Raw genomic sequence first — 12,316 nt, forward strand, 5'->3', positions numbered from 1 at the left:
CGGGCCCGCTGCCGTGAAGGCAGCGGGCCCGTCCCACGGAACGAACGGTTCAGCCGGTCCCGACGAACAGCGCGAGCAGCAGCCACACCACCGGCGCCGTCGGCAGCAGCGAGTCGAGCCGGTCCATGATGCCGCCGTGACCGGGGAGCAGCGTCCCCATGTCCTTGATGCCGAGGTCGCGCTTGATCATCGACTCGCCCAGGTCGCCGAGCGTCGCGCTCGCCGCCACCGCGAGACCGAGGATCAGTCCCTGCCACCAGGCACCTTCGTCGATCATGAACTCCATGCACAGCGCGCCCGCCGCCATGGCGAACGCCACCGCGCCGACCAGGCCCTCGCGGGTCTTGCCGGGGCTGATGCGCGGGGCCAGCTTGTGCTTGCCGAAGCGCCAGCCGACGGCGTACGCCCCGGTGTCGCTGACCACCGTCAGGATCAGGAAGGTCAGCACCCGCTGCGGGCCGTCGTCGGCGGTCAGCAGCAGCGCCACGAACGTCGCCAGGAACGGCACGTAGAACGCGGCGAAGACGCCCGCCGTGACGTCCTTCAGGTAGCCCTCGGGGGGCTCCGTCATCCGCCACACCAGCACCGCGAGCGCCGTGAGCGCCATCGCCACCCAGGCGCCCTCGGCGCCCCGGACGTAGCCGGCGACGACCATCGCCGCACCGCCGACCGCGAGCGGCACCAGCGGGGCCTTGATGGCCTTGCGCTCCTGGAGGCGGGAGGTGAGCTCCCAGAGGCCGACCACCACGGCGACCGCTATCACGCCGATGAACGCCGGCTTCCAGATGAACAGCGACGCGATGATGACGGCGCCGAGTCCGACCCCGACCCCTATGGCCGCGCCCAGGTCGCGCCCCGCGCTCTTCTTCTGCCGTGGCGCCGGCGGCGCGGGCGGCGGAGGCGGGGTGGGCCTGGGCATGGGCTCCTGCGGGTGCTCGTGCGGCGTCTCGTCACGGAACAGGGGACCGCTCGGATGAGCGGCCCCCCGACCGTGACCGTCCTGGAATCCGCCGGCGGGAACGTCGGGCACGATGGGCATGGGCCGAGTCTGCGCCGCCTGATGCCGATCGTATGCGGGACCCGCCGGGGCGGGACCCTGGTCGGGTCCCCCACGGCCGGAACCGGCCGGGGCACCCCAGGAAGAGTCGTTCATCAGACCTCGAGCAGCTCGGCTTCCTTGTGCTTGAGCAGCTCGTCCACCTGCGCGACGTACTTCGCGGTGGTGTCGTCGAGCTCCTTCTCGGCGCGGCGGCCCTCGTCCTCGCCGACCTCGCCGTCCTTGACGAGCTTGTCGATGGTCTCCTTGGCCTTGCGGCGCACCGAGCGGATCGAGATCTTCGAGTCCTCGGCCTTGCCCTTGGCGACCTTGATGTACTCCCGGCGGCGCTCCTCGGTCAGCTCCGGGAACACCACACGGATGATGTTGCCGTCGTTGCTCGGGTTGACGCCGAGGTCCGAGTCACGGATCGCCTGCTCGATGTTGCGCAGCGCGCTCTTGTCGAACGGGGTCACCACGGCCATCCGGGGCTCCGGGACGGAGAAGGACGCCAGCTGGTTGATGGGGGTGATGGCACCGTAGTAGTCGGCCACGATCTTGTTGAACATCGCCGGGTGCGCACGGCCGGTGCGGATCGCGGCGAAGTCCTCCTTGGCGACCACGACGGCCTTCTCCATCTTCTCCTCGGCCTCGAGGAGGGTCTCTTCGATCACCACATGCTCCTGCGTGTCGTCGCGTTGTGTCCTGCACGGTGTACGACCGGCAGGGCTCTGTCCATCCCCTTGCGGGGCGGTTCCCGGTTCGGGTGTCAGGCCCGGGTGCCCTGGTCGCTCACGAGCGTGCCGATCTTCTCACCCTTCACCGCGCGAGCGATATTGCCCTCGGTGAGCAGTTCGAAGACGAGGATCGGGAGCTTGTTGTCCCGGCACAGGGTGATGGCGGTGGCGTCGGCGACCTTGAGGTCGCGGGAGAGCACCTCGCCGTACTCCAGCGCGTCGAACTTCACCGCGCCGGGGTTGGCCTTCGGGTCGGAGTCGTAGACGCCGTCCACACCGTTCTTGCCCATGAGCAGGGCCTCGGCGTCGATCTCCAGGGCGCGCTGGGCGGCGGTGGTGTCCGTGGAGAAGTACGGCATGCCCATGCCCGCACCGAAGATGACCACACGGCCCTTCTCCAGGTGGCGCACGGCGCGCAGCGGGATGTACGGCTCGGCGACCTGGCCCATGGTGATGGCGGTCTGGACGCGGGAGTCGATGCCCTCCTTCTCCAGGAAGTCCTGGAGGGCGAGGCAGTTCATCACGGTGCCGAGCATGCCCATGTAGTCGGAGCGGGCCCGGTCCATGCCGCGCTGCTGGAGCTCGGCGCCACGGAAGAAGTTGCCGCCGCCGATCACCACCGCGATCTCGGCGCCGTCGCGGACGACCGCCGCGATCTCACGCGCGATGGCGTGCACGACGTTGGGGTCGACACCCAGGCCGGTACCGCCGGAGAAGGCTTCTCCGGACAGCTTCAGCATGTAGCGGCCGGCCTTCTTGCCGTTGTTGTCGTCGCCCTGTACGGCGCCCTGGTTCATGGAGATCTCCTCGTGCACATACGAAGGAGGCCATTGCCTTGGGTCCTCGCGGTATCCCGTACGGCAATGGCCTCCTCGTCAGATCTGCGGTCGTCCTGCGCGTGCGCGGACGACTGCCTCAGACCCTACCGGGGTCCGGTGTCCGTCGCGTTCGCGTACGGACTCAGATGCCGACCTTGATGCGGGTGAAGCGCTTCAGGGTGACACCGGCCTCGTCCAGGATCTGCTGGACGGACTTCTTGTTGTCAAGGGCGTACGGCTGGCCGAGCAGCGTCGCGTCCTTGAAGAAGCCGTTCACGCGACCCTCGACGATCTTCGGGAGCGCGGCCTCGGGCTTGCCCTCGGCGCGGGTGGTCTCCTCGGCGACGCGACGCTCGGTCTCGACGACCTCGGCCGGGACGTCCTCACGGGTGAGGTACTTCGGCGCGAAGGCGGCGATGTGCTGGGCGATGCCCTTGGCGACGGCGGCGTCGGCCTTGTCGAACTCGACGAGGACACCGATCTGCGGCGGGAGGTCCGGCATCGTGCGGTGCATGTACGCGAAGACGAAGCCGTCGGCGTACTGCGCGAAGCGGTCCAGGACGATCTTCTCGCCGAGGTTGGCGTTGGCCTCGTCGACGAAGGCCTGCACGGTCTTGCCGGCCTCGATCTCGGAGGCGAGCAGCGCCTCGATGTCGGCCGGGGCGGTGGCGGCGACGTGCGCGGCCAGCTGGTTGGCGACGGCCTGGAACTTGTCACCCTTGGCGACGAAGTCCGTCTCGCACTTCAGCTCGACGAGGACACCGGAGGTGTTGTCGTCGGCGATGAGGGAGACCACGGCACCGTTCTCGGCGGAGCGGCCCTCGCGCTTGGCGACACCCTTCTGGCCCTTGATGCGCAGCGCCTCGACGGCCTTGTCGACGTTGCCGTCGGCCTCGTCCAGGGCCTTCTTGCAGTCCATCATGCCGGCGCCGGTGAGCTCGCGGAGCTTCTTGACGTCAGCGGCGGTGTAGTTCGCCATGAGTCTGTTTCTCTCTCGAAGTCTGAAAGATCGGGCGGGTCCACGGGTGGACGGCGGGGGCTTCGCGAGCCCCCGCCGTCGTCACCCGAAGGTCCTGAAGGGTCAGGCCTGCTCGGCGTCCGCGGCCGGAGCCTCGGTGGCCTCGGCAGCGGCCTCGGCCGGAGCAGCCTCGGCCGGAGCGGCCTCGGCGGCGGGGGCCTCGACGGTCTCGTCGGCCTTCTTCTCGCCCGCGAGCAGGTCGCGCTCCCACTCGGCGAGGGGCTCGCCGGCGGCCTTCTCGCCCGGCTTCGAGTCACCGGTCGCGGCACCGGAACGGGCGATGAGGCCCTCGGCGACGGCGTCGGCGATCACGCGGGTGAGCAGGGTGACGGAGCGGATCGCGTCGTCGTTGCCCGGGATCTTGTAGTCGACCTCGTCGGGGTCGCAGTTGGTGTCGAGGATCGCGACGACCGGGATGTGGAGCTTGCGCGCCTCACCGACGGCGATGTGCTCCTTCTTGGTGTCGACGATCCAGACGGCGCTCGGCACCTTCTGCATCTCGCGGATACCACCGAGGGTCTTCTCCAGCTTGGCCTTCTCGCGGGAGAGGACCAGGAGCTCCTTCTTGGTGAGGCCGGAGGCGGCCACGTCCTCGAAGTCGATCTGCTCGAGCTCCTTGAGGCGCTGCAGACGCTTGTAGACGGTGGAGAAGTTGGTGAGCATGCCACCGAGCCAACGCTGGTTGACGTACGGCATGCCGACGCGGGTCGCCTGCTCGGCGATGGCCTCCTGGGCCTGCTTCTTCGTACCCACGAACATGATGGAGCCGCCGTGCGCGACGGTCTCCTTGACGAACTCGTAGGCGCGGTCGATGTACGACAGCGACTGGAGCAGGTCGATGATGTAGATGCCGTTGCGCTCGGTGAAGATGAAGCGCTTCATCTTCGGGTTCCAGCGACGGGTCTGGTGACCGAAGTGGACGCCGCTCTCCAGCAGCTCCCGCATCGTGACGACGGCCATGGCCATCTCCTTGGTTTTCTCGGTTGTGTTCCTGACGCCCCGGCGCGCCATGCCCACGAGGGACCGAAAGGCGCTGCCACGGCCGGTGAGGGCAGTGGCGGGGCGTGCGAAGTCGACCCGGTGACCCGGGTCGCCATAGGAAGTGTACGGGACCCCGGGAGCGACGGGTGACGACCCCGTCCACAACCGACGAGTAGTCCACAGAAACCGCCGCGGAACCGTCCGAAACGGTCAACGGGTGAAGCCTTTCCCCATGAACCTCACCGCACTGTTCCTCGTCCTCGGGCTGCTCTGGCCGGTGGGCCCCCCGCCGCCGGAGATCGTCCGCGGCTGGCAGCCGCCGCCCGGCCCCTACGCCGCCGGCCACCGGGGCGTCGACCTCGCCGCCGCGCCGGGCACGCCGGTCCTCGCCCCCACCGCGGGGACGGTCTCGTTCGCGGGCCCGGTCGGCGGCCGCGGGGTCCTCACCCTCACTCTGCCGGGCACGGGCACTCCCCCGCTCCGGACCACCTTCACCCCGGTCGTCCCGCTGCTGGGGGCGGGCGCCCGGGTCCGCGCGGGCACCCCGATCGCCCGGGTCGCGCCCGGCACCCACTGCCCGGAGTCGTGCCTCCACTGGGGGCTGCTGCGCGGCAGGACGTATCTGAACCCGCTGCTCCTGACGGACCGACCGCCCTCGCGGCTGCTGCCGCTCGGGGAGGGAAGGGCCGGGCCGCGGCGCCGTTGAGGTACGGGCCGGGCCGTGAGCGCCACGGAGGGACGGGTCAGGCCGTGGGCGTCACGGAGAGACGGGCAACGCCGTGGGCGGCGTCGAGGACGGGTCGGCCGTGGCGCCGGTTGAGGTACGGGCCAGGCCGTGAGCGCCACGGAGGGACGGGTCAGGCCGTGGGCGCTGTCGAGGACGGGTCGGCCGGGGTGCCGTTGACGCCGTGGAGGGCCATCGAGACCGCCGCCTCGGCGATCTCCGCGGGGTTCTCGGCGGCGCCGAGCTCGATGCGGCGGACGGCCGCGTCGACGACGCCCTGGAGGAGCATGGCGCCGAGGCGGGGCTGCGGCTGGCCGAGGGCGGCGAGGGCTTCGACGATCATGGCGACGAGTCCGCCGTGGGCGGCGCGGATCTTCTCGCGGGCGCCGTCGTCGAGCTCGCTCGCGGAGATGGCGACGACGGCCCGGTGGCGGCGGTCCCCGACCAGCTCCAGCTGCGTGCGGACGTAGGCCTCGACCTTGCCGCCGGGCGTCGCGGCACCGGCCATGGCGGCCTCGACCTCGGCGGCCCACACGGGGAAGTCGACGGCGCAGAGTTCTTCGACGACGGCCGCGCGCGACCGGAAGTACTCGTACACGGAGGAACGGGCGAGGCCCGTGCGCTCGGCGAGTGCGGGGAAGGTCAGCGCCTCCGTCCCGCCCTCGGACAGCAGGGATCGCGCGGCGTCCAGGAGGGCGCCGCGCTGCATCGTCCGGTGCTCGGCCACCGAGGCCGCTCGAATCCTGGGCACGGATCCACTGTACGACCGGCCCCGGACGCTCAGCGTCCTACGTCGGCCAGCTTGGCCCGGAGCTGCAGGACGGATTTGGTGTGGATCTGGCTGACGCGGCTCTCGGTGACGCCGAGGACGTTCCCGATCTCGGCGAGGGTGAGGCCCTCGTAGTAGTAGAGCGTGACCACGGTCTTCTCCCGCTCGGGGAGCGTGTTGATGGCGCGGGCGAGCAGTCGGCGCAGCTCACGGTCCTCGGCGACCTCGACGGGGTTGTCGGCGGCCGTGTCCTCCAGGGTGTCCATCAGGGAGAGCCGGTCGCCCCCCTCGCCGCCCACGTGCAGCAGCTCCTCCAGGGCCACCACGTTCGCCAGGGACAACTGGCTGAAAACCGCGTGCAGTTCCTCCAGCGTGATGTCCATCTCCGCGGCCACCTCGCTCTCCGAGGGGGTGCGCCGGAGCTGGGCCTCCAGGGTGGCGTAGGCGCGCTCGACGTTGCGCGCCTTCTGCCGGACGGAGCGCGGGATCCAGTCCAGCGCCCGGAGCTCGTCGATCATCGCGCCGCGGATGCGGGTGATGGCGTACGTCTCGAACTTGATCGCCCGCTCGACGTCGAACTTCTCGATGGCGTCGATGAGGCCGAAGACCCCGGACGAGACGAAGTCGGCCTGTTCCACGTTGGACGGCAGACCCACGCTGACGCGTCCGGCAACGTACTTGACGAGCGGCGAGTAGTGCAGGATCAGCTGCTCCCGCAGCCGCTCGTCGCCCGTGTCCTTGTACGACCGCCAGAGTTCGTCGAGCGAGGTCGGTGCGGGCGGTCGCACGGTGCCCCGGGCTGCTGGGGGCACCGCAGCGCGGTCAGACCCGGAGGTGTGCTGGGGCATGCGTTGCCTTGAGCCGTTCTGCTGTCGGGTGTGTCGGTGTGGGTGTCCTGGTGGGAATTCTGGTGAGCGTAGCGTGAGTGCGCCGTCGCGGTGCGCGAACGTCGGCGGATCGCGCCGCTCCGGGTGGACGCCGTCGGTCGCATCTTCGAACCCGGGCCGTGGCACGTGTCGGCCCCTCGGGTGCGGCCGAGAGAACTCGATTGCTCATCGCCTCAACCCTTTCACCCGAATGCTCCAGGTCAAGTACCGCCTCGCCGCGCGTTCGACGGCGGAGTGGTCCTGTTCGTCAACCTCCAGCCCTCTCCCTGACGTTCGACGAAGCCGAGCGAGTGGAGTTCGTACAGCTTGGCGAGGGTGTCGTCGGGGGTGGTTCCGGCCCGGTGGGCGATGACGCCGGCGGGGGTGGGGCCGCGGGCGGGCACGGCTTCCAGGACGTGCGCCGCGGCGGGGGCGAGGAGGTCCCTGGGCAGGACGGGACCGCGGCGGACCGGGGCGAGCTGGCCCATGTCGCCGACGAGTTCGACGATCTCGTCGGCGTCGGTGACGAGGGTGGCGTCGCCGCGCAGCAGTTCGTGGACGCCGGCGGAGAGGGCGCTGGTGACGGGTCCCGGTACGCCCATGGTGTGGCGGCCGAGCCGTGCGGCGGCGCGGGCGGTGACGAGCGAGCCGCTGCGGTGCTGGGCCTCGACGACGACGGTCCCCCGGGTGAGGGCGGCGATGACGCGGTTGCGGAGGATGAAGCGGCTGGGGGTCGGGTGGCTCTCGGGCGGCAGCTCCCCGATCACGAGTCCCTGTTCCGCCACGCGGCGGATGAGCCGGTCGTGGCCCCGGGGGTAGGGGGTGTCGACCCCGCAGGCGAGGACGGCCGCGGTGGCCCCGCCCGCGGCGAGGGCGCCCCGATGGGCCGCGCCGTCGATGCCGTAGGCGGCTCCGGAGACCACGACCCAGCCGTGCCGAGCGAGGCCGGTGGCGAGGTCGGCGGCGGTGTGCGCGCCGTACGGGGTGCAGGCGCGGGCGCCGACCAGGGCGACCGAGCGCAGGGCCCAGGCACGCAGGTCGGCGGGGCCCCGGACCCAGAGCCCGACGGGCCGTGCGTCGCCGAGGTCGTCGAGCTGCCGGGGCCATTCGGCGTCGCCCGGGATGACGAAGCGGCCGCCGAGGCGGTGCACGGTGTCGAGGTCCCTGGCGGGCTCGGCCGCTTGGGCGCGCCGCCGCCAGCCGTCGACCCGCCGCGCGCCGGTGCCGGGGAACAGGCCGTCACCGGCAGCCTCACCCGGGACACCGAACAGGGCGTCGCCCCGCACGCCGTGCCGCGCGGCACCCCCCGCGTCGCCCCGCACGCCGTCCCGGAGCTCGTCCGGACGCTCGGGCCGTTGCTCGGCCGGGTACTCGCCCCGGTACTCCGCCGCGTGTTTGCCCCCGCCCGCGCCCGGGCCCACACCCTCGGGCCCGTAGTCCGCCGGGTGGAGGAGGCGGTCCAGGAAGGCGGGGGCGCCGAGGTGGCGGAGCCAGCGGCCGGCGTGCTCGTCACCGGGTTCGACGGCGCGGGTCAGCGCGGCCCGCGCCGTGCGCTCGTCGGTGGCGGTCATGCGCACTCCCCCGCTCCCACGGGCACGCCGCGCGCGATGCCGGTGCGCAGTTCGAGGGCGAGGGCGAGGTCCTGGCCGTCGGGCCGGTCGTGCCCGGCGAGGTCGGCGACGCTCCAGGCGACGCGGAGGACCCGGTCGAGGCCGCGGGCGGTGAGGAACCCGCGCTCCATGTCGCGCTCGGCGGTGGCGAGCGCGCCGGGGGCGGCGAGGTAGCGCGTACGGAGTTCGTGTCCGGGGATCTCGCTGTTGACGTTCCAGGGGGTGTCCGCGAGGCGGGCCGCCGCGCGGTCCCTCGCCTCGCGGACGCGGTCGGCGACGGTGGCGGTCGTCTCGCCCCGGCCGCCCTGGCCGAGGAGGTCGGCGCGGGTGACGGGTTCGACCTCGACGCGCAGGTCGACGCGGTCGAGCAGGGGCCCGGAGAGCCGTGCCTGGTAGCGCCGGATGAGCGCGGAGGGGCATTCGCAGCCGGAGCCCTGGAGGGTGTGGCGCCCGCAGGGGCACGGGTTGGCCGCGAGGGCGAGCAGGAAGCGGGCCGGGAGGCGGACGACGCAGGCGGCGCGGGCGATGACGACGTGCCCGGATTCGAGGGGTTGGCGGAGCGAGTCGAGGACCTTGCCGGAGAACTCGGGTGCCTCGTCCAGGAACAGGACTCCGCGGTGGGCGAGGGAGACGGCGCCGGGCCTGGGCAGGCCGTTCCCGCCGCCGACGAGGGACTGCGTGGTGGCGGAGTGGTGGGGCGCGCAGTAGGGGGCGCGGCGGACGAGGGGCTCGCCGGGCGGGAGGATGCCGGCGACGGAGTGGACGGCGGTGACTTCGAGGGACTCCTGTCGGGTGAGGGGCGGGAGGATGCCGGGCAGCCGTTCGGCCAGCATGGTCTTTCCGGCGCCCGGTGGGCCGGAGAGCATGAGGTGGTGGCTGCCGGCGGCGGCGATCTCCAGGGCCCGGCGGGCCCGGTGCTGGCCCGCGACGTCGGCGAGGTCGGGCCCTTCGGCGGGGTCGGCGGCGAGCCCGGTGCCGACGCCGGCGCCGGGGACGAGCAGTCCGGCGAGCATGGCGTCGGGCCGCCCCTCCTCGGCGGTCTCCTCCTCGGGCACGGGTTCGTCGGTGAGGACGGCGATGAGCTGCCTGAGGCTGCGGACGCCGAGGACGGAGATGCCGGGGACGAGCGCGGCCTCGCCGGCGGTCTGCTCGGGGACGACGACCTGCCGGTAGCCGGCGTCGGCAGCGGCGAGGACGGCGGGCAGGACGCCCCGGACGGGCCGGACCCGTCCGTCGAGTCCGAGTTCGCCGATGAGGACCAGGTCGGCGATGGCGCGCGGGTCGATGCGCTCGGCGGCGCCGAGCACCGCAGCGGCGACGGCGAGGTCGAATCCGCTTCCGCCCTTGGGGACGGAGGCCGGGCTGAGTCCGACGGTGAGTTTCTTCTGGGGCCATTCGGCACCGGAGTTGACGACGGCGGCGCGGACGCGGTCCCGGCTCTCGCTGAGGCTCTTGTCGGGGAGGCCGACGAGGGTGAAGGCGGCGACACCGGGTTCGAGGTCGGCCTGGACCTCGACGACGACGCCCTCGACGCCGACGAGGGCGACGGAGCAGGTGCGGGCGAATCCCATCACGCCACCCCCTGGGCGTGGGTGAGGACGGGGCCGCCGCGCCGGGGCAGGACGATGCCGACGAGGTCGATGCGGACGCCGCCGGCGGGGGCCGGGGTGCCGCTGCGGTCGAGCCAGCAGTCCGCGAGGCGGCGGAGCCGGTCGGCCTTGCGGGGTGTGACGGCGGCCATCGGGTGTTCGTACGTGCCGTGGCGTCGGGTCTTGACCTCGCAGATGACGAGGGTGTCGCCGTCACGGGCGACGATGTCGATCTCGCCGGTGCGGCCGCAGCGCCAGTTGCGGGCGAGGATGTGCATGCCGGTCTCGGTGAGCCGGCGGGTCGCCAGCTCTTCCCCGTACCGTCCGAGGGCTTGGGTCTTGTTCATGCGGTACCACCTCCGTCACCGACTGTGACGGAGTGCGGCGGACCGCGTGCGGCGCTGTGGACGGCCGGGGGACTGTGGAGAACGGCGTCACTCCCGAGGGTGAATGTCCCGCCCTCCTTCGTGCGCCGTCCGCTCCTCGTGGGTTCAGCTGCCGGGGAGTTCGAGGTCGCTCTTGTTGAGCTCCTCGATGTTCACGTCCTTGAAGGTGAGGACGCGGACCTGCTTGACGAACCTGGCCGGCCTGTACATGTCCCAGACCCAGGCGTCGGCCATGCTGACCTCGAAGAAGACCTCGCCCTGGACCGAGTGCACCTGCATCTCGTAGTCGTTGGTGAGGTAGAAGCGCCGTTCGGTCTCGATCACGTATTTGAACAGCCCGACGACGTCGCGGTACTCCCGGTAGAGCTTCAGCTCCATCTCGGTCTCGTACTTCTCGAGGTCCTCGGCGCTCATGGCATGTTCCCCTTCAGCCGTGCGTCCCCCTATTGTGCGCCAGCCGTGCGCGCCCCTAAACGATTTCCGGGGCGAGAACCACCGGTGCACTGGGAGGTCCCTCGTCGAGCAGCCTGTGCAGCAGTTCGGCGAGCCTGGTCGGGTACACCGTCTCACGCGCCGCCGACAGTTCGGCGGAGGTCCACCATCTCAGGCCCGCCAGACTCCGGGTCTCCAGCTCCGTGAGGGCCTGCGGCCCGGGCACGGGCCCGGTCCCGCGGGTGCGGGCGAGGTAGTACCACTCGTCCTGGTCCCAGCGGCGCCCATCGAAGGGGAAGGAGCAGTACCGCTTCCACAGCACCGGGCCGAGCTCGACGTCGGTGATGCCGGTCTCCTCGGCGAGCTCGCGCAGCGCCGCCTGCTCCCGCGTCTCCTCGCCCTCCAGGCCTCCGCCCGGGGTGAACCACCAGGTGTCCGCGGGGTCGTCCGGCTCGTGGCCGTGCATGAGGAGGATGCGGTCGTCGGGGTCGAGCAGCACGACCCGCGCCACCCGCCGCGTACCGCCGGCGCCGGTCGTCTGCGGGTCCGTCCCGCGCTCCGTCACGCGCCCACCTTCTCCCGCTTCCTCGCGGGCCCTCCTCCGGCCGGCCGCCGGGTCAGCCGCCGCGCCACCGGCCCGTACGCCGCCCCCGCGAAAATCAGTACACACCCGGCGACGATCGCCGTGAAGAGGGCCTCGAAGGGGCCCGGTCGGGAGATGCCGCCGGGGAGGTCCGCGTAGCCCGTCGGGGGCTCCAGGAGGCCCTTGGTCGGCCAGACGACCGCGTCGACCCTGCCGACGACGGTGGAGCGCGGCACGGCGCCCTGGCCGGCCTCCTCCAGGTGCGTACGGGAGTCGAGCGAGGTGTGCCGGTCGTCGCCGAGGAGGAACAGGCTGCCCTCCGGGACGGTCACGGAGAACTCCTTGTCCGAGGCGACCGCGCGGCCGCCGACGCCCGGCCTCAGGTACGGCTCGACGACCGGCTTGCCGCCGACGGTCAGCCGCCCGTCCGGGTCGCAGCAGGCGACGGTGTCGCCGCCGACGGCGGCGACCCGCTTGACCATGGGCGAGTCGCCCCAGAGCGGGTCCTTGAAGACGACGACGTCGCCGCGGCGCACCTCGTCGCCGTCGACGCGCTCGGCGAGGATCTTGGACCCGACGTCGAGGGTCGGCGTCATGGAGTCGGTGGGGACGCTGTACGGCTGGTAGAGCAGCGCCCCGCCGACGAAGCCGCCGAGGAACAGCAGACAGCCGACGGCCACGGCCAGCCCCGACAGCACGCTGCCGAGGCGGCCGTGGCCGCCCTGGGTCCCTGATTTTCCGCTCATGTGCAACCCCAGATGTCTGTC

At 72.1% G+C, this 12,316-nt stretch carries 14 protein-coding genes; 1 reads left to right on the forward strand and 13 read right to left on the reverse strand.

All coding sequences use genetic code 11. From position 1 onward, the window contains the following. Nucleotides 1-49: 49 nt before the first annotated feature. From ACIQFX_RS28400 to rpsB, 5 genes are all read right to left on the reverse strand, one after another. Entirely contained in the window at nt 50-1,153 is a 1,104-nt protein-coding gene (locus ACIQFX_RS28400) for a phosphatidate cytidylyltransferase (RefSeq protein ID WP_402469003.1), read from the reverse strand. After that, a complete protein-coding gene (gene frr / locus ACIQFX_RS28405) occupies nt 1,153-1,710 on the reverse strand; it encodes a ribosome recycling factor (RefSeq protein ID WP_026057589.1) in 558 nt (185 codons plus the stop codon). Before frr ends, ACIQFX_RS28400 begins: the two co-directional genes overlap by 1 nt. A gap of 95 nt (nt 1,711-1,805) precedes the next feature. Beyond that, nucleotides 1,806-2,570, reverse strand: coding sequence for a UMP kinase (pyrH, locus tag ACIQFX_RS28410; RefSeq protein ID WP_055646001.1), 765 nt, complete (start codon nt 2,568-2,570; stop codon nt 1,806-1,808). A 163-nt stretch (nt 2,571-2,733) separates the two neighbouring features. Beyond that, nucleotides 2,734-3,570 carry a translation elongation factor Ts gene (gene tsf, locus ACIQFX_RS28415; RefSeq protein WP_402469006.1) on the reverse strand — a complete coding sequence of 279 codons (837 nt, stop codon included), beginning with the start codon at nt 3,568-3,570 and terminating at the stop codon, nt 2,734-2,736. A 102-nt stretch (nt 3,571-3,672) separates the two neighbouring features. Continuing rightward, complete coding sequence (gene rpsB, locus ACIQFX_RS28420) at nt 3,673-4,569, reverse strand: 30S ribosomal protein S2 (protein WP_376480832.1); 897 nt, start codon at nt 4,567-4,569, stop codon at nt 3,673-3,675. A 253-nt stretch (nt 4,570-4,822) separates the two neighbouring features. Here rpsB and ACIQFX_RS28425 point away from each other — a divergent pair, with 253 nt between their 5' ends. Next, entirely contained in the window at nt 4,823-5,296 is a 474-nt protein-coding gene (locus ACIQFX_RS28425; protein ID WP_402469009.1) for a peptidoglycan DD-metalloendopeptidase family protein, read from the forward strand. Between the two features lie 151 nt (nt 5,297-5,447). Here the strand turns inward: ACIQFX_RS28425 and ACIQFX_RS28430 are convergent, their stop codons facing one another. The 8 genes from ACIQFX_RS28430 to lepB all read right to left on the reverse strand — a co-directional run bounded on the left by ACIQFX_RS28430 (nt 5,448) and on the right by lepB (nt 12,295). Continuing rightward, a complete protein-coding gene (locus ACIQFX_RS28430) occupies nt 5,448-6,041 on the reverse strand; it encodes a TetR/AcrR family transcriptional regulator (RefSeq protein WP_402469332.1) in 594 nt (197 codons plus the stop codon). A 53-nt stretch (nt 6,042-6,094) separates the two neighbouring features. Next, a complete protein-coding gene (whiG, locus tag ACIQFX_RS28435) occupies nt 6,095-6,931 on the reverse strand; it encodes an RNA polymerase sigma factor WhiG (protein WP_402469011.1) in 837 nt (278 codons plus the stop codon). 239 nt (nt 6,932-7,170) lie between these two features. After that, entirely contained in the window at nt 7,171-8,520 is a 1,350-nt protein-coding gene (gene dprA, locus ACIQFX_RS28440) for a DNA-processing protein DprA (protein WP_402469014.1), read from the reverse strand. Next, nucleotides 8,517-10,130 carry a YifB family Mg chelatase-like AAA ATPase gene (locus ACIQFX_RS28445; RefSeq protein WP_402469018.1) on the reverse strand — a complete coding sequence of 538 codons (1,614 nt, stop codon included), beginning with the start codon at nt 10,128-10,130 and terminating at the stop codon, nt 8,517-8,519. Before ACIQFX_RS28445 ends, dprA begins: the two co-directional genes overlap by 4 nt. Then, the gene (locus ACIQFX_RS28450; RefSeq protein WP_402469021.1) at nt 10,130-10,495 is read right to left on the reverse strand and encodes a YraN family protein; all 366 of its coding nucleotides are present in this window, start codon (nt 10,493-10,495) and stop codon (nt 10,130-10,132) included. The genes ACIQFX_RS28445 and ACIQFX_RS28450 overlap by 1 nt, the downstream gene beginning before the upstream one ends. 144 nt (nt 10,496-10,639) lie before the next feature. Next, nucleotides 10,640-10,948 carry a DUF2469 domain-containing protein gene (locus ACIQFX_RS28455; RefSeq protein ID WP_005311352.1) on the reverse strand — a complete coding sequence of 103 codons (309 nt, stop codon included), beginning with the start codon at nt 10,946-10,948 and terminating at the stop codon, nt 10,640-10,642. 55 nt (nt 10,949-11,003) lie between these two features. Continuing rightward, complete coding sequence (locus ACIQFX_RS28460) at nt 11,004-11,531, reverse strand: NUDIX hydrolase (protein ID WP_402469023.1); 528 nt, start codon at nt 11,529-11,531, stop codon at nt 11,004-11,006. Continuing rightward, entirely contained in the window at nt 11,528-12,295 is a 768-nt protein-coding gene (lepB, locus tag ACIQFX_RS28465; protein ID WP_402469026.1) for a signal peptidase I, read from the reverse strand. Before lepB ends, ACIQFX_RS28460 begins: the two co-directional genes overlap by 4 nt. Nucleotides 12,296-12,316 lie beyond the last annotated feature (21 nt).

This window comes from Streptomyces sp. NPDC093089 (assembly GCF_044754405.1).
Taxonomy (GTDB): domain Bacteria; phylum Actinomycetota; class Actinomycetes; order Streptomycetales; family Streptomycetaceae; genus Streptomyces.

Bases quoted from the DNA above. Each gene is read 5' to 3' on its own strand.
- ACIQFX_RS28400 (WP_402469003.1), bottom strand. From the start codon at position 1,153: ATGAACGACTCTTCCTGGGGTGCCCCGGCCGGTTCCGGCCGTGGGGGA.
- pyrH (WP_055646001.1), bottom strand. From the start codon at position 2,570: ATGAACCAGGGCGCCGTACAGGGCGACGACAACAACGGCAAGAAGGCC.
- tsf (WP_402469006.1), bottom strand. From the start codon at position 3,570: ATGGCGAACTACACCGCCGCTGACGTCAAGAAGCTCCGCGAGCTCACC.
- rpsB (WP_376480832.1), bottom strand. From the start codon at position 4,569: ATGGCCGTCGTCACGATGCGGGAGCTGCTGGAGAGCGGCGTCCACTTC.
- ACIQFX_RS28425 (WP_402469009.1), top strand. From the start codon at position 4,823: ATGAACCTCACCGCACTGTTCCTCGTCCTCGGGCTGCTCTGGCCGGTG.
- whiG (WP_402469011.1), bottom strand. From the start codon at position 6,931: ATGCCCCAGCACACCTCCGGGTCTGACCGCGCTGCGGTGCCCCCAGCA.
- dprA (WP_402469014.1), bottom strand. From the start codon at position 8,520: ATGACCGCCACCGACGAGCGCACGGCGCGGGCCGCGCTGACCCGCGCC.
- ACIQFX_RS28445 (WP_402469018.1), bottom strand. From the start codon at position 10,130: ATGGGATTCGCCCGCACCTGCTCCGTCGCCCTCGTCGGCGTCGAGGGC.
- ACIQFX_RS28450 (WP_402469021.1), bottom strand. From the start codon at position 10,495: ATGAACAAGACCCAAGCCCTCGGACGGTACGGGGAAGAGCTGGCGACC.
- ACIQFX_RS28455 (WP_005311352.1), bottom strand. From the start codon at position 10,948: ATGAGCGCCGAGGACCTCGAGAAGTACGAGACCGAGATGGAGCTGAAG.
- lepB (WP_402469026.1), bottom strand. From the start codon at position 12,295: ATGAGCGGAAAATCAGGGACCCAGGGCGGCCACGGCCGCCTCGGCAGC.